The sequence below is a fragment of the Pseudomonas glycinis genome (assembly GCF_054871425.1).
Genome location: NZ_JBTYHF010000004.1, coordinates 128,178 through 145,131, shown reverse-complemented (window position 1 = coordinate 145,131; position 16,954 = coordinate 128,178). Strand labels below are relative to the sequence as shown.

Genomic DNA, 16,954 nt, shown 5'->3' with positions numbered 1-16,954 from the left:
GGTCACCTGAGTACTGCGGGGGCCTGGATTGCCGATCAACCTGTTCATTTGGGGAAAATCTCCAGCAATCGTGGCGCTATCTTTTCCAGCGGGCGGATTTCCACCGCGGCATCGATCGCCGCGGCAGCCTTGGGCATGCCGTACACCGCACTGCTGTGCTGATCCTGGGCGATGGTCAAATAACCCTGCTGGCGCATGAGCTTAAGCCCTTGCGCGCCATCGCGCCCCATCCCGGTCAATAAAACCCCGACCGCGTCACCGTTCCAGTAACTGGCGACGCTCTCGAAAAACACGTCGATCGAGGGGCGATAGATCTCGTTGACCGGTTCGGCGGTGTAGGCCAGCGTGCCGTTTTTCAACAGGCGAATATGGTGATTGGTCCCGGCCAGCAGCACCGCGCCACTTTGCGGCGGCTCGCCTTCACGGGCCAGACGCACATCGAGGCCGCTGGCGCTGGCCAGCCATTCGGCCATGCCGGCGGCGAACACCTGATCGACATGCTGCACCAGCACGATCGCGGCGGAAAAATCTCTCGGCAGGCCTTTGAGCAACACTTCCAGCGCCGCCGGCCCACCGGCAGACGAACCGATCGCCACTAGCCGCTGACGTGACGGCGAACTGCGCGGCGTACTCGGCGCCGGGCGCGCACGTGGCGCCTTGTCGCCGATCAGCCAGCCGATGTTGAGGATCTTGCGCAACAACGGCGCCGCCGCTTCCTGGGCATTGCCGGCGCCAATGGCCGGCGTGTCGACCACGTCCAGCGCGCCGTGGCCCATGGCCTCGAACACGCGGTGCACGTTCTGCTGGCGGTCGACGGTGACGATGACAATCGCGCACGGCGTTTCGGCCATGATCCGCCGCGTGGCTTCGACGCCGTCCATGATCGGCATGATCAGGTCCATCAGGATCAGGTCCGGGGTGTATTCGGCGCAGCGTTGCACCGCCTCCGCGCCGTTGCTGGCGACCCAGATCACCTGATGCGCCGGCTCGAACGCCAGCGCTCGGCGCAGGGCCTCCACCGCCAGGGGCATGTCGTTGACGATTGCGATCCTCATGCCCGCGCTCCCCCGATGAGCTCGACCACTGCATCGAGCAGGGCGTCGTCATGAAAACTGGCTTTGGCCAGATAATAGTCGGCGCCGACGTCCAGTCCACGGCGGCGGTCTTCTTCGCGATCCTTGTACGACACGACCATCACCGGCAGCGATTGCAGACGGTTGTCGCGGCGCAGCAGCGTGACCAGCTCGATGCCGTCCATGCGCGGCATGTCGATGTCGGTGATCAGCAGATCGAAGTTCTCCGAACGCAGCGCATTCCAGCCGTCCATGCCGTCCACCGCCACCGCGACGTCGTAGCCACGATTGAGCAGCAGTTTGCGTTGCAGCTCGCGCACGGTCAGCGAATCGTCGACCACCAAGACTCGTTTGCGCGCCGCTTCGGCAGCTTGATTGCCGTGGCGGGCAATGCGCTCCAGGCGCCCGGTGTTGAGCAGTTTGTCCACCGAACGCAGCATGTCTTCGACATCGACGATCAGCACCACCGAGCCATCATCGAGCAAGGCCCCGGCGGAGATGTCCTGAACCTTGCCCAGACGCTCGTCCAGCGGCAACACCACCAGCGTGCGCTCACCCACGAAGCGCTCGACCGCCACCCCATAAATCGCCTCGCGCTCGCGGATCACCACGACTTTCAGGGTAGCGCCATCGTTCTGACTGGCCGGGCGATTGAGCAACTGGCTGGCCGCAACCAGCCCGACATGCTGGCCTTCGTGCCAGAAATGCTGACGCCCCTCGACCTGCACAATGTCTTCCGGCGCCAGATCGCACATGCGTTCGATGTGCGCCAGCGGGAACGCGTAAGCCTCTTCACCGACTTCCACCACCAGACTGCGCACCACCGAAAGCGTCAGCGGCACTTCCAGGTGGAAACGGCTGCCCTCGCCCGCCGTCTGCTCCAGCACCACGGCCCCGCGCAATTGGCGGACCATATGCTGAACAGCGTCCAGGCCGACGCCACGCCCGGACACTTCGGTAACCTTGTCGCGCAGGCTGAATCCCGGCAGAAACAGGAAGGTCAGCAGTTCTTCTTCGCTCAATTGCGCTGCGGTTTCGGCTGGGGATAACTGCCGTTCGACGATGCTGCGGCGGACTTTCTCCAGATCGACGCCACCGCCGTCATCGCTCAATTCCAGCACCAGCAAACCGGCCTGATGGGAAGCGCGCAGGCGAATAAGGCCCTCTTCCGGCTTGCCCTTGAGCAGGCGTTGTTCCGGGGATTCGATGCCGTGATCGACGGCGTTGCGCAGCAGATGAGTCAGCGGTGCTTCAAGCTTTTCCAGCACGTCGCGATCGACCTGGGTTTTCTCGCCTTCGATCTCCAGGCGCACCTGCTTGCCAAGGCTGCGACCGAGGTCGCGAACCATGCGCGCCTGCCCGCTCAACACGTCGGCGAACGGGCGCATGCGACAGGCCAGCGCGGTGTCATAGAGCACTTGCGCGCGCTGACTGGCCTGCCAGGCGAATTCGTCGAGTTCGGCGTTTTTCTCGCTGAGCAGTTGCTGCGACTCGGCGAGCAAACGTCGCGCATCTTCCAGCGACTCGAGCGCTTCCAGGCTCAGCGCATGCTCCTTCAGGTGCACATTGAGATTTTCCAGCGCGCGCAGACCGTTGTTCTGCATGCGTTTGAGGCGCTGCATGGTCGCCAGGTGCGGCTTGAGACGCTGGGTTTCCACCAGCGATTTGCTCGATAGATCGAGCAAGCTGTTCAGGCGTTCGGCAGTGACGCGCAAGACGCGCTCGCCGCCCTCGGTGGTGCGTTTGTTTTTGCGCGGGGTCGGCTCGGCGGGCTCGTCCATGATCGGCGCTGTCGCTGTTGGCGCGGGCTCGATCTGCAACTCGGCCATCGTCGGCGTGGCAACCACAGCGGCTGGCGCCGACGGATCGAGCAGACGCCCCATCAGCGCCACGTAGGCTTCAATGTCCGCAGGTTGCGGCGCATTGGCCGGCGTGGCGATGCGCATCAGCAGATCGGTGCCCTGCAACAACGCGTCGATGTGCTCGGGACGCAGCAACAAACGCCCTTCCTGGGCGCTGACCAGGCAATCTTCCATGACGTGGGCGACGCTGACGCCGCTGTCGATACCAACGATCCGCGCCGCACCTTTGAGCGAGTGCGCCGCGCGCATGCACGATTCCAGTTGATCGGCCTGGGTCGGATTGCGCTCCAGCGCCAGCAGCCCGGCGCTGAGCACTTGGGTCTGGGCTTCGGCTTCGAGGCTGAACAGTTCGAGCAGGGAGGCGTCGCGCATTTGCTCGGGGGTCATGTCAGGCTCCGGGTCACGGCGGACAACAGCTGTTCTTCGTCCAGCCAGCGCAGGCTGCGACCGCGATATTGCAGAACGCCACGGGTGTACTTGGCACTGGCCTGCGCACCGGACTGTGAAGCAGCATCGAGGATGCGTTCGTCGATGGCATGAATGCCGTCGACCTCGTCCACCGGCACCACCACCGGCCCGCCATGGGCAGCGATGATCAGCATGCGCGGCATGACTCGCCCGCCGCTGGCCGGCGCAACGCTGGCGCCGAGGTCGAGCAGTTCCACCAGCGACAGGCACGCGACCAGCGCGCCACGGACATTGGCCACGCCGAGCAAGGCCCGCGAGCGCTGGTGCGGCAGCGAATGTATCGCCTGCAACGGCGCGACTTCGACAAGCGTGCGCGTGGCCAGTCCGAGCCATTCCTCGCCGAGGCGAAACATCAGCAGCGAGCGGGTCTTGACGTCGATTTCGACTTTGCTGACCACTGCTTCGCGCTGGTCCTGCTGCAACGAATAACGGTCGAGCAGGCGCGTGGCGGCGGCGGAATACACCGAGCAGTTGCGGCAATGAATGTGCTCTTCCAGCAACGGGCAGGACTTGTCGCCATGAATGCCGATGCGGTTCCAGCAATCGTCGATGGCGCGGGCGTCTTCGTGGGTAACGTTCAAGGTGTCGGACGCGCTCATCGTTTACGCTCACTGTCGGCGGTGCGCCCGCTGCGGGCGGCGCGCTCCTGCAATCGTCGGGCACCCGCCGTGTCGCCCTGAGCCTGCAGCAACGCGGCCAGGTGCATCAGCGCTTCGGGATGTTGCGGTTCGAGGTACAAGGCCTTGCGATAAAAACCCTGGGCCTCGAGGCTCAGGCCGGCGACATCGCTGAGCAGCCCGAGCCAGTAGAACACCTGCGCCACCGGCTCATGGCTGCGCAGATACTGTTCGCACGCGGCACGGGCCTCGGCGCTTTTGCCTTCGTTGGCCAGTGCAGCGATTTGCGCCAGCAGCGTCGCGGCGTCGGGGTTGGCAGTTTTTTTCGTCACCGGCAAAGCCGTCACGGCAGCGAACGGCCGATTGCGCACTGGCGCTGGCGGCGCGCTGCGCAATGGCTGGCTGACCGGCACGGCGACCGGTTTGGGCGTCGGCAGCGGTTCGGGGTGCGGCTCGTTATGGCGGCTGAAAGCGAACGACTGCGGAATGCCGATCGAGCGCATGCCCAAGCGCCCGAGCAGACTGCCCTCCGCCGGGCCGATAAACAGCACGCCGTCGACGTGGGTCAGGCGCTTGAGCACTTCGAACACCTGTTTCTGCGTCGGCTGGTCGAAATAGATCAGCAGGTTGCGGCAGAACACGAAATCGAAGGCAGGCTCGCTAGCCAACAGCGTCGGATCGAGGACATTGCCGACCTGCCAGCGCACTTGTTCGCGAACGTATTCGTTGACCCGGTGGCCGTCCTGCTCAGGCATGAAATGCCGGTCGCGAAACTGCAGCTCCTGCCCGCGAAACGAGTTCTTGCCGTAAACAGCACGGCGCGCCTTGTCCACTGACAATGGGCTGATGTCCATGCCATCGACCTTGAACTGATGCGGCTTGAGCCCGGCATCAAGCAGGGCCATGGCGATCGAATAGGGTTCTTCGCCGGTCGAGCACGGCAGGCTGAGGATGCGCAACGCGCGCATGTTGTTCAGCTCGGCGAGACGCTGACGGGCCAGTTTGCCCAAGGTGGCGAAGGATTCCGGGTAACGGAAAAACCATGTTTCCGGAACGATCACCGCTTCGATCAGCGCCTGCTGTTCATCCCGCGAGCCTTGCAACAGCTGCCAGTATTCGTCGGCGTGGGCGGCCTGGGACAGCGTGGTGCGCTGGCGCACGGCACGCTCGATGATCGCCGCGCCCACCGACGCGACATCGAGGCCGATGCGTTCCTTGAGGAAATCGAAAAAGCGCTGCTCACTGCTCATGGCTGCGCCTCTAACTGCGCCGGATCACGCGGCGGATCGGGGAACAGCAAACCGCGCACGGCGTCATCGAGCAAGTCATTGACCCGCACCCATTGCAGCAATCCCTGCGCATCTTCGCGCACCGGGCCGAGGTACGGTGCCTCGCGGTTATCGAGGCCGTAGGGCTGGAAATCTTGCGGATGACAGCGCAGCGTGTCGGTGGCCTGCTCAAGAATCAGCCCGAGCCATTGCGCTGCTTGCGCTTGATCCGGCTGATAATTGACCAGCACCAGCCGCGTGCTGGTGCGCGCCTCGGCGGGTCGGCCGAAAGTCAGCGCGCTGAGGTCGATCACCGGCACCACCGCCCCGCGATAGGCGAACACCCCGGCCACCCAATGCGGCGCCCGGGCAATCGGCTTCAACGGCAGGCGCGGCAGCACTTCGGCCACTTCGGTGGCTCGCAAGGCATAGCGCTCGCTGCCGATGCGAAACAGCAGAAACAGCGCCTGCTTCGCCACTGGCGCGGCGCCACGCTTGGCGATGATGTCGCTCATCAGACTTTGAATCGCGAAACGCCGCTGCGCAGGCCGACGGCCACCTGGCTCAGTTCGTCGATGGCGAAACTGGCCTGACGCAGCGATTCGACGGTCTGGCTGCTGGCATCGCCCAGCTGCACCAGCGCATGGTTGATCTGCTCGGCGCCAGTGGCCTGGGCCTGCATGCCTTCGTTGACCATCAGCACGCGCGGCGCAAGAGCCTGCACCTGATGGATGATCTGCGACAGCTGCTCGCCGACCTGCTGCACTTCCGACATGCCGCGGCGTACTTCTTCGGAAAACTTGTCCATGCCCATCACCCCGGCCGACACCGCCGACTGGATCTCGCGAACCATCTGTTCGATGTCGTAGGTGGCCACGGCGGTCTGATCGGCCAGACGCCGGACTTCGGTGGCGACTACGGCAAACCCGCGACCGTACTCGCCGGCCTTCTCGGCTTCGATCGCTGCGTTGAGCGACAGCAGGTTGGTCTGGTCGGCCACCTTGACGATGGTCACCACCACCTGATTGATGTTGCCGGCCTTCTCGTTGAGGATCGCCAGTTTGGCGTTGACCAGATCCGCCGCGCCCATGACCGAGTGCATAGTGTCTTCCATGCGCGCCAGGCCTTGCTGGCCGGAGCCGGCGAGTACCGAGGCCTGATCGGCAGCGGTGGACACTTCGGTCATGGTGCGCACCAGATCCCGCGACGTCGCGGCGATCTCACGGGAGGTTGCGCCGATTTCGGTGGTGGTCGCTGCGGTTTCGGTGGCGGTGGCCTGTTGCTGCTTGGACGTGGCAGCGATTTCGGTCACCGAGGTGGTCACCTGCACCGAGGAGCGCTGGGCCTGGGACACCAGCGACGTCAGCTCGGTCATCATGTCGTTGAAGCCGGTTTCGACCGCGCCGAATTCGTCCTTGCGATCGAGGTTCAGGCGCGAGCTCAGATCACCGGTGCGCATGATGTCGAGGATGGTCACGATGCGGTTCATCGGCGCCATGATCGCGCGCATCAGCAGCAGACCACATAGGCCGGCGGCCAGCACCGCAACCAGCAGGGAAATGACCATGCTGACTTTGGCCGTTGCCACCGCGTCGTCGATGTTGGCCATGGCGTTATCAGCGACGACTTTGTTCTCGCCAATGATGTCGTTGAGTTTCATCCGCCCGGTGTACCACGCCGGGGTCAACTTCTCATTGAACAGCTTGATGGCATCGGTTTCCAGATTGCGCTTGTGCAGGTCCAGCACGGCATCCTGAATCTGCATGTAGGTATCGTGGTACTTCTCGAACAGGGCGAATTCGGAACGGTCTTCATCGGTGGCCATGGTCTTGCGATAGCTGGCCATATGTTCTTGCAGACGCGCCTCGAACGCCTTGTAGTCGGCAGCGTCTTCACTGGAAACGCCCTGGCCTTCCTTGAGGCCGAGCAGTTTTTGGGTCTGCAAATAACTGTCGACCCATGCGCCGCGAATCATCGAGCTGTAATAGACGCCGGGGATGGCATCGTCGCGCACGCTGTTTTCACTGGCCTCGATCTTCAACAACCGCGAGTAGGACAGCACCACCATCAACAGCATGATGGCGATAATCACCGCAAAGCTCGCCAAAATGCGTTGGCGCAACGTCCAGTTCTTCACAGTGAATCCTCGTGCCTGATCGAAATGCGGGGAGTATAGCCGAGGGCGGTGTTTCATTTATAAGACGCTTTCGCTGGCAGCACTGTCCTTGTGGGAGCGAGCCTGCTCGCGAAGGCGACACCGCGGTCCTGGCAAATCCCCTACTGCGCAAGAAGTTGCGCAGTAGGGCGTAATATTTCAGGGGTAAATTGCCCAGCAGCCCAAGCGGCGCAAGCCCTGCAGCCAAGTGCGCAAGAAGTTGCGCAGTACTGCGCAACTTCTTGCGCACTTTCTCCCGGCTTGCCCGCCGAAAAACGCCGCGAATGATCACCGACTACCGTGGCGCCCCCGCCATCCGGGCACCGCGCAAAACCTGGCACGCTCCTTGATAACACTGGGTCACCCACCGGGCGATTTCGCCTCCGGGCACCCTAACTTTATCCGCAAGGAGAGCACCCCATGGCAACACCAGCGTACATGTCGGTTACCGGCGAAAAACAAGGCCTGATCACTGCCGGCGCGTTCACCGCCGACTCCGTTGGCAACACCTACCAGGAAGGCCACGAAGACCAGGTCATGGTTCAGGCTTTCACCCACGACGTGATCATCCCGCGTGACCCGCAATCCGGTCAGCCAACCGGTCAGCGCGTACACAAGCCAGTTGTGATCACCAAGGTCTACGACAAGGCTTCGCCACTGCTGCAAGCAGCTCTGACTTCCGGCGAGCGCATGAGCGAAATCGTTATCCAGTGGTACCGCACCTCGGCTCAAGGCACCCAAGAGCACTACTACACCACCAAACTGGAAGACGCGATCATCGTCGCCATCAACAACAAAATGCACAACTGCCAGGATCCAGGCAACGCGCACTTCACCCACCTGGAAGAAGTGCAGTTCACCTATCGCAAAATCACCTGGACCCACGAAGTATCCGGTACTTCGGGTTCCGATGACTGGCGTGCTCCAGTCGTTTAATTACGGCTGACCGTTACACGCATCGGCCAGCTCTGCTGGTCGATGTTGTTTACGCCCCTCCAGAATTTCGCGTACGTTGAGCCGCTTTTTTGCGGTCGTCGACGAGCGCCGCTGTACAGCACGAGGAACAAGGGATGTTCGCGCCGGCCAATGAAACCCACTTTGCCCTGACCATCGAAGGGCTTTCCGCCGACTTTCAGGTGTTTACCCTCACCGGCCGGGAAGCCATCAGCCAGCCTTTTGTCTTTGAGGTGGAGCTGGTCAGTGAGCAGCCGTCGCTGGACCTCGAAACCCTGCTGCACAAACCGGCCTTCCTGCAGCTGTCGCCTGACGGCAGCGGCATCCATGGGCAGATCTACCGCGCCGCGCAAGGCGATTCCGGCAAGCGCCTGACCCGATATTCGGTGACCCTGCGCCCGCAACTGGCGTACCTCGCGCACCGCATCAACCAGCGCATCTTCCAGAACCTCAGCGTGCCGAAGATCATCGGTCAGGTGCTGGAAGAGCACGGCATTCAAGGCAACGCCTACGAATTCAAGACCGGCTCGATCTATCCCGAGCGCATCTACTGCGTGCAATACGACGAGTCGGATCTGCATTTCATCCAGCGCCTGTGCGAAGAGGAAGGCATTCACTTCCACTTCCAGCACAGCGCCAACGCGCACAAGCTGGTGTTCGGCGACGACCAGACGGTGTTCCCGAAGCTCAAGCCGGTGCCCTATCAGCAAGACTCCGGCATGGTCGCCAGCAACCCGGTGATCAAGCGTTTCGACCTGCGCCTGGAAACCCGCACCAGCCGCACCACGCGCCGCGACTACGACTTCGAAAAACCGCGCCTGACCCTGGAAAGCGAAAACCGTGGCGACGCCCTGCCCGACCTCGAAGACTACGATTACCCGGGCCGTTTCATCGACCGCGAGCGCGGCAAGCACCTGGCCAAACGCGCCCTCGAACGTCATCGCAGCGACTTCCAATTGGCCGAAGGCAAGAGTGATCAGCCTTTGCTGGTCAGCGGTCATTTCCTCGCCCTGACCGAACACCCGAAAGCCAAGTGGAACGACCTCTGGCTGCTCACCGAAGTTCTGCACGAAGGCAAACAGCCGCAAGTGCTCGAAGAGTCGGTGACCAGCGACACCACCGCGCTGAAAGACGATTTCCATCAGGGTTACCGCAACCGCTTCCAGGCCACGCCGTGGGACGTGCCCAATCGCCCGCCGCTACGCCACCCGAAACCGCGCATTCTCGGCAGCCAGAGCGCGGTGGTCACCGGCCCGAAAGGTGAAGAAATCCACTGCGACGAGTACGGCCGGGTCAAAGTCCAGTTCCATTGGGACCGCGAAGGACAGGCCGACGACAAGACCAGTTGCTGGCTGCGCGTCTCCAGCGCCTGGGCCGGCGCCCAGTACGGCGGCATCGCCATCCCGCGCATCGGCATGGAAGTGCTGGTCACCTTCCTTGAGGGCGACCCCGACCAACCACTGATCAGCGGCAGCCTGTACCACAAGGAAAACACCGTCCCCTATGAACTGCCGGCGAACAAGACCCGCAGTACTTTCAAGACCCTGAGTTCGATGGGTGGCGGCGGCTACAACGAACTGCGCATCGAAGACAAAAAAGGCCAGGAACAGATCTACCTGCACGCCCAGCGCGACTGGGACGAAAACATCGAGCACGATCAGAAAATCCGCGTCGGCAACGAACGCCACGACACCGTCGAACAGAACAGCTACACCGAGTTCAAAGCCGAAGAACACCACACCGTCTACGCCGACCGCAAAGTTGAAACCCGCGCCAACGACCACCTCACCGTCGGCGTGAATCAGCACATCAAGATCGGCACCGGCCAGTTCATCGACGCAGGCCAGGAAATCCACCTTAGCAGTGGCATGAAGGTAGTGATGGAGGCTGGTGCGGAGCTGACCTTGGTGGGTGGCGGCAGCTTCATCAAGATCGATGCTGGCGGCGTGACCCTGAGCGGGCCGGTGATCAACATGAACTCCGGGGGTAGCCCGGGCGTTGGTACGGGCGCCGCGCCATTGATGCCCGGCATCCTCAAACAGGCCGACGCCGACAAGGCCGGCCAGGTCCTGACCCCGGCGCAGATCAACACCCTAAAACGTAACGCGCCGTTCTGTGAAGAATGCGAAAAATGCAAGGCAGGTGCCTGTGCCATCTGAACGAATCACCCCCAAGGACTGGCTGGCGCAACAACCGCTGCAAAGTGGCGAGCGGTTGTACCTGATCATCAGCGCGGCCAGCGATGCAGACGCCCTGAAAACCCTGTACCTCACCGAACCCACCGCCCAGCTCATCCCGATCTGGGGCGGCACGCCCTACTCCACCTGGCAACCGGTGATGCCCTACCTCACCGAACTCAAAGCCAACTCCGCTTTCCTGCCCTGGATCGCCGAAACCGACGCCCTCGACTGGGGCTGGCTGGCGGTGTCGCGTTCAGAACCGAACGAAGTGTTCGAACACCTGCGCAGCCTGACGCAGGTGAAAATGCCGGATGGCACCGAGGTGTTTTTCCGGTTTTGGGATGGGCGGCATATTTATCCGATTCTGCGGGGGCTTGGGGAGAAGGCTGGAGAAGTGCTGCCGGTGTTTGAGCGGTATCTGATCAATGGGCAGGCGCTGGAAGTGGGCACGCGAGTGGTGCCGAAGGTCAGGGACTGGCCGTGGTGGGAGGTGCCGAAGGGGTTGTTGGAGGGGTTGAGCAAGGGCAATCCGGCGACGCTGGTCAGCAACCTGATGCAATGGCTGGAAGAAGACCGCCCGGACCTCTACACCGCATGGCCCGAGAACAATCTGAAGCTGAAAATCACCCGCTTCGTGCGCCGCCCGGATGCGCCGCAAAATCTTAAAGAAGCATTGATAAACCACCTGATTCTGGAGCAAGGCTGATGGATCGCGTTGCCTTTGTTGACAACCAACTGAACACCTTCAAGGACAGTCTGAAGCTGTATCAGGAACAAACAAAAACCTGGTACGCACAGGCTCTCGACAAGGGTAGCCGTGCCGCGGACATGCCGTCCTTATTGGGCATGGAGCGTATCATCAAGGCGGGCAACACCAGTAAAACGGTGAGCATGACCGACGGTAACTTCACCTCGAACGTGGCTCAATGTCCGCTCAAGGGTCCGTTGCTGATCGAGAGCAAATTCGAATCGGTTTACGACATTCCCGTCGGCGATATCGAAGTCGAAATCGTGGCCGTGGACGGTGGTGCTGTCAGCAAGGTCAAACTCGACCCCCAAGGCAAAGCCGCATGGACCGGCGGGGTGCCCGGCAAGTTCTACACAATTCGCGTCCATAACGAAGTGACCCCGGCGCAGATCGACGCCCTCTTCAGTTCTTACAGCGGCGTGACTGCGGACCTTGAAGGTTTCCTGCGCAAGGAATGGGCCGGCTTCAAACCGCAATGGTCGAATCTTTCGACCTCCGGCACAGCCATGGCCATCGGCAACGGCATTCTTGAAGGTGGCTGGGAGGCCATCAAGGGTGTGTGGGACGGCATCAGCCTTGTGCTCGATATCCTCCAGGATCCGAAGAAATTCGCCAAGGATCTCGGCGCTGGCGCAGACGAGCTGATCAAAGTCGCCAAAAGCTCGCCGGACATCATGAAAAAAGCCATGTTGCTGGCCAGTGATGAAGCGGCCTTGTTTTTGCTGGTGCGCAGCGCGGTGATCTGGCTGGCGGGCTTGCCGCCGATGAAGATGGCGGGCGATGTAGCGAAGATGACCACGGCAATTGTCGTTGGCATTGCGATCGACATCGTGATCGGCGTGGTATTGACCATCGCGGCAGAAGGTACCGGCGTCATCTACCTTGCGGCCCGACTCAAGAAGTACGGAGAGCTTGTCATCAAGGCTGTGATCGGCTTCGTGAAGTCGGTGTTCAAGATCATCAACGGCTTTATGGAGTATGTCGCCAAGTACACCGCAGTGGCGGCCCGAGGGGTGACCGCGAAGGTCAGGAACGGGATTTCCGAGTTGCGTTTTGATGGGAAGAAAAACGCCAGACTTGCGGAGGGCAAATTAGCTGACGATGTGTCCAAACAGGCAAAAACACCGGCCGATAAAAGTGCAGAGCCTGTTGACAAAACAAGCACCGACAAATGCCCGGTGTCGATGGTCACCGGTGAAGAACTGCTGACACTGACTGATGGTCAACTCAATGGTCTGTTGCCGTTTGAATGGACGCGCCTGTACAGAACCAGCGCAGTGGAAATTGATTGCGGTCTGGGTTATGGCTGGAGCCATGCCTTGGCTCATCGCCTTGAGATCGATGGCGATGAAATCATATGGACCGACCATGAAAATCGCTCGACGCCCTTCCCACTCCCAAGCGAGCAGCGTCCCACCATCACCAACAGCCTGTCGCACGCGGCCATTTTTCTCGGTGACGATCCATCCGAGCTGATTCTCGCGCAGGCTGGCAAGCGACCATCGTTCTATCACTTCCGCTTCGACAGCAAAGGCGCGACCCTGATCGCCATCAGCGATAGCTATGGCAACCGCTTGCACGTTACTCGCGACATCCATGGGCGCATCAAACGTCTCGACAACGGTGCCGGCCGCGCCCTGCTCCTGCGCTACGATCGCAAGCACATCATCGCCGTCGACTATCAACAGTTCCTGCCAGCGGACAATCTTGAGGCCGCATGGAACACGGTGCAGACGCTGGTCACTTACAGCTACGACACGCAGCATCGCCTGATCGAGGCGAAGAACGCCGCCGACGAAGCCGAACGCTATCGCTACAACGACCAGCACGTCATTCTCGAGCGGCAATTGGCAGGCGGCGCGGCGTTCTACTGGGAGTGGGAAAACGAAGGCAAACTGTCTCGGTGTACACGTCACTGGGCCAACTTTTCCCAGATGGAAGCGCAATACGCTTGGGACGACAAAGGCAGCGTTACCGTAACCAACGCTGATGGTAGCGAAGAGGTCTACACCCACGATGATCAGGCGCGACTGATCAGCAAAATTGATCCCGATGGTGCCGAGCATCAAAAAGCCTATAACGACAAAGGTCAATTGATCGCGGAAAAGGACCCATTGGGCGCTGTTACCGAATACCGCTACGACGACAACGGACTGATGACCGCTGTCATCCCCCCAGAAGACGAAGCTACAACTTACGAATATATCAACGGCTTCGTCAGCGACGTTCGTCGCGGCAAAGCCAGTTGGAAGTATCAACGCAACCGACAGGGTGATGTCACTGCGCAGATTGACCCGGACGGCAATGCCACCCATTACAGCTATGACCCGCAGGGTCGTCTGTTGGAAATCCGTCACCCGGACGGCAGCCGTCATCAACTCGGTTGGAATAATCTCGGTCAACTGCTTGAAGAACGCCTTCCCGACGGCGGTCAGCGCAAGTACCGTTACGATGCACTAGGCAGGCAGATCACTCGCCAGGAAGAGTCCGGCGCGATCACTCATTACCAATGGGATGCTGCCAATCGCCTTGCCCAAGTTACGCTGCCCGGCGGCGCCACTCGCGCATTCAGCTACAACGCCTACGGCAATGTCACTGCTGAACGCGACGAACTTGGCCGTATCACCCGCTACGAATACGCCGATAATCTCCACCTCGTCAGCCGCCGCATCAATCCCGACGGCAGCCAACTGCGCTACCGCTACGACAACTCGCGCCTGTTGCTCACTGAAATTGAAAACGAGCGCGGCGAGCACTATCACCTTGATTACTACGCCAACGGCCTGATTCAACAGGAAACCGGCTTCGATGGTCGTCGGACTGCCTACGAGTACGACCTCAACGGCCAACTGCTGAAGAAAACCGAGTTCGGCGACGACGGCAGCGAACTGGTCACCGAATATCAGCGTGACGCCGCAGGTCGTTTGCTCGTAAAAACGCTACCCGACGGCGAAGAGATTCACTACAGCTACGACGCGCTTGGCCGCCTCGTTAACGTTGACGACGGCAATTGGCCGCTCGCCTATAAATACGATCTGCAAGACCGACTTATCGAGGAGCACCAAGGCTGGGGCACTCTGCGCTACCAGTACGATAGCGTTGGCCAACTCAGCCACTGCCGCCTGCCGGACGGTAGCACCCTCGACTACCGACATTTGTCCGGCGGGCGCTTAAGCAGCATCGACCTCAACGGCTCCCGCCTGACAACTCACCAGTTCAGCGCCGGTCGTGAACAGCAGCGTCAGCAAGGCTTGCTGCTCAGCCAATACCAATACGATGAACAGGGCCGCCTCCAAGCGCACAGCGTCAGCCAGCGGGAAAAACACCTGTTCCAGCGTCGCTACAACTACGACGCCAACGGCAACCTCGCCGGAATCGACGACAGCCGCAAAGGCAACCGCAGCTATCACTACGACCCGCTGGATCGCCTGATCAGCGTGCGCGGCGCCATGCCAGAGAGCTTCGCCCACGACCCGGCGGGCAACCTGCTCGGACAAAATGACCTGCCCGTTGCGAATCTCGCCAACGTCAAAGGCAATCGCCTGTTGATGCAAGGCGACCGCCACTATGACTACGACGCCTACGGCAACCTGATCCGTGAAAGTCGCGGCACCGGACAAAAGCTCGTCACCGAATACCGCTACGATTGCCAACACCGCCTGATCGGCGTCAGCCTGCCGGGCGGCAGCACAGCAACCTACAAATACGACGCCTTTGGCCGCCGCATTGAAAAGTCAGTCGACGGTCACACCACCGAGTTTCTGTGGCAAGGCGAACGACTCATCGCTGAAAGCGCCGAGAACCGCTACCGCAGTTACATCTACGAACCGGGCACCTTCCGCCCGTTGGCAATGCTCGACGGCGAAGGCCCGCTAAAAGCGGCCCCGTTCTATTACCAACTCGACCACCTCGGCACGCCGCAGGAACTGACCGATTACAGCGGTGAGATCATGTGGTCGGCGAAGTACCGCGCCTATGGCAACCTCGCGGCACTGGACGTCAGCGAAATCGATAACCCGCTGCGCTTCCAAGGTCAGTATTTCGACGCCGAGACAGGGTTACATTACAACCGCCACCGCTACTACAATCCGGGGACTGGACGGTTTTTGACGCCGGATCCGATCAAGCTTGCGGGTGGGTTGAATAGCTACCAGTACGTGCCTAACCCTACGGGGTGGGTGGACCCGTTAGGCTTAAGCTGTAATGTTGCGCAGTGCCCAAAAGTGCGATCCATTGACCCAAATGAGGTAAGATTTTCCCAAACCTCTGTCTCATACAACAAGGTCGACAGAGCAGGAAACAATTACACCTATGACAATTTAGTCGCGAGCATGAGAGAAAAAGGTTGGCAAGGTGATCCCATTGATGTGGTCCGAATGCCGGACGGCCATCTCACCAGCATGGATAACACCCGGGTCCGTGCCGCACGCGAAGCCGGTATAAAAGTAGAAGCCAGAGAGCGCGGATATAACGATCCAGTAACTGAGCCAGAACAACAACGCTTTGCTGTTAAGGGAAAAAAACCAGATACGTGGGGCCAAGCGATCGAATTAAGAGTTGGAAAGCAGTCGCCAAAACGTTTCGGAAAGGAAACTCCTTACGGATCTCACGAACTACCAAAATTGAGCGGCAAAGAATGAATAACTATTTAGAAATCACAGGCCGAAGTCATTTTTCTTATCCAAGTGACTTCATTGAAACAATCAACCTAACACCTGCCATAGATATTGAACCTTGGTGGTTCATTGTTTTTGAAGAGGGGGATGTAAATTACTGGTACCACACCTTAAAAAAACTTTACCCACAGAGGGAGCTAATCCCCTTTGCGAGGTTCAACGCAAACGATGACATAGCCTGCTTCGATGGCCGTGATGAATCCGGAAACCCGGAAGTCCTCATAATCCACGCCTACGCTTCAGAAGGCTGGGAGCTTCATGGAACTTATGAGAATTTCAAAGAGTGGTTGAGTGAAGCCATTCAAACTCATTCTACATGGGAGGAAGAATGAGCAAACTAGGCATCTGCAAGCGAATAAATAAATTGCGGAGGCACGAAGCTTGTTAACCAAACATCATTTTCAGCTTTAAAAAATTTGAACCCTTTTACAAACATTTCGTGACTATCAATGCGTAAAACCACAGATTTACCGTAACGACGTCCGATATCGCATGCTAACGTTTCACTTTGTGTTAAATGAACATGATGCCTAGCCCCGGGTATTAGACCGTTTTTCAAAATAGAGTCAAGGAAACGTATAGCCGTTCCATGATACAAAAAATCCGGAGGTTGAATTTCAGGGTAGTTGCGGCTCACCGATTCCGACGAATGCCCCTGAATTGCTCGAATATATGCTCCATCGCTGGATATCTCAAAACGCTTTTTATCACTATGAAAGACGATATTACTTATAACTTCATAGCTTAATAACTTCCCGACCCTCTCTGAACCTTTTATTAACTCATCTACATTTGCCCAGCCCTCGACATCCAGCAGCAACCCAATCGACTCGGGTTTGTGACGTAACACATAACTTATAAACTTACTAAAATCTTCAAACGAGTCAGTCATCAAACACCTCAAATACAAAAAAACCTGAAAAAACTACAACAACCTTATCAAAGTCTCAACC

Annotated in this window: 12 protein-coding genes; 5 read left to right on the top strand and 7 right to left on the bottom strand. The window is 59.7% G+C overall.

Annotated elements, in window-relative coordinates; translation table 11 throughout:
* Nucleotides 1-44: 44 nt before the first annotated feature.
* Genes ACYSTU_RS11080 through ACYSTU_RS11055 form a run of 6 tightly spaced genes read right to left on the bottom strand, consistent with a single transcriptional unit; the run spans nt 45 to nt 7,425 of the window.
* On the bottom strand, nt 45-1,055 hold the full coding sequence (locus ACYSTU_RS11080; RefSeq protein WP_024011740.1) for a chemotaxis response regulator protein-glutamate methylesterase: 1,011 nt from the start codon (nt 1,053-1,055) through the stop codon (nt 45-47).
* Nucleotides 1,052-3,322: a hybrid sensor histidine kinase/response regulator gene (locus ACYSTU_RS11075; RefSeq protein WP_498998371.1), complete on the bottom strand. Its 2,271-nt coding sequence runs from the start codon at nt 3,320-3,322 to the stop codon at nt 1,052-1,054. Before ACYSTU_RS11075 ends, ACYSTU_RS11080 begins: the two co-directional genes overlap by 4 nt.
* A complete protein-coding gene (locus ACYSTU_RS11070) occupies nt 3,319-4,002 on the bottom strand; it encodes a chemotaxis protein CheW (RefSeq protein ID WP_110600173.1) in 684 nt (227 codons plus the stop codon). Before ACYSTU_RS11070 ends, ACYSTU_RS11075 begins: the two co-directional genes overlap by 4 nt.
* The gene (locus tag ACYSTU_RS11065; protein ID WP_498998368.1) at nt 3,999-5,270 is read right to left on the bottom strand and encodes a CheR family methyltransferase; all 1,272 of its coding nucleotides are present in this window, start codon (nt 5,268-5,270) and stop codon (nt 3,999-4,001) included. Before ACYSTU_RS11065 ends, ACYSTU_RS11070 begins: the two co-directional genes overlap by 4 nt.
* Nucleotides 5,267-5,803 (bottom strand): chemotaxis protein CheW, encoded by a 537-nt coding sequence (locus tag ACYSTU_RS11060; RefSeq protein WP_498998365.1) that lies wholly within the window; start codon nt 5,801-5,803, stop codon nt 5,267-5,269. Before ACYSTU_RS11060 ends, ACYSTU_RS11065 begins: the two co-directional genes overlap by 4 nt.
* Nucleotides 5,803-7,425, bottom strand: coding sequence for a methyl-accepting chemotaxis protein (locus ACYSTU_RS11055; RefSeq protein WP_217879387.1), 1,623 nt, complete (start codon nt 7,423-7,425; stop codon nt 5,803-5,805). The genes ACYSTU_RS11060 and ACYSTU_RS11055 overlap by 1 nt, the downstream gene beginning before the upstream one ends.
* Nucleotides 7,426-7,863: 438 nt before the next feature.
* On the opposite strand from ACYSTU_RS11055, the gene ACYSTU_RS11050 reads away from it, so the two are divergent.
* The 5 genes from ACYSTU_RS11050 to ACYSTU_RS11030 all read left to right on the top strand — a co-directional run bounded on the left by ACYSTU_RS11050 (nt 7,864) and on the right by ACYSTU_RS11030 (nt 16,333).
* Nucleotides 7,864-8,379 carry an Hcp family type VI secretion system effector gene (locus ACYSTU_RS11050; RefSeq protein WP_007949952.1) on the top strand — a complete coding sequence of 172 codons (516 nt, stop codon included), beginning with the start codon at nt 7,864-7,866 and terminating at the stop codon, nt 8,377-8,379.
* Nucleotides 8,380-8,513: 134 nt separating this feature from the next.
* The gene (locus tag ACYSTU_RS11045; protein WP_498998362.1) at nt 8,514-10,556 is read left to right on the top strand and encodes a type VI secretion system Vgr family protein; all 2,043 of its coding nucleotides are present in this window, start codon (nt 8,514-8,516) and stop codon (nt 10,554-10,556) included.
* A complete protein-coding gene (locus ACYSTU_RS11040; RefSeq protein WP_498998357.1) occupies nt 10,546-11,283 on the top strand; it encodes a DUF4123 domain-containing protein in 738 nt (245 codons plus the stop codon). Before ACYSTU_RS11045 ends, ACYSTU_RS11040 begins: the two co-directional genes overlap by 11 nt.
* Entirely contained in the window at nt 11,283-15,965 is a 4,683-nt protein-coding gene (locus ACYSTU_RS11035) for an RHS repeat-associated core domain-containing protein (RefSeq protein ID WP_110600185.1), read from the top strand. The genes ACYSTU_RS11040 and ACYSTU_RS11035 overlap by 1 nt, the downstream gene beginning before the upstream one ends.
* Nucleotides 15,962-16,333, top strand: a complete 372-nt coding sequence (locus tag ACYSTU_RS11030) for an SMI1/KNR4 family protein (RefSeq protein WP_039764143.1) — start codon at nt 15,962-15,964, stop codon at nt 16,331-16,333. The genes ACYSTU_RS11035 and ACYSTU_RS11030 overlap by 4 nt, the downstream gene beginning before the upstream one ends.
* A 5-nt stretch (nt 16,334-16,338) precedes the next feature.
* Here ACYSTU_RS11030 and ACYSTU_RS11025 read toward each other — a convergent pair whose 3' ends face one another.
* Nucleotides 16,339-16,893 (bottom strand): RNA 2'-phosphotransferase, encoded by a 555-nt coding sequence (locus ACYSTU_RS11025; protein ID WP_177421636.1) that lies wholly within the window; start codon nt 16,891-16,893, stop codon nt 16,339-16,341.
* Nucleotides 16,894-16,954 lie beyond the last annotated feature (61 nt).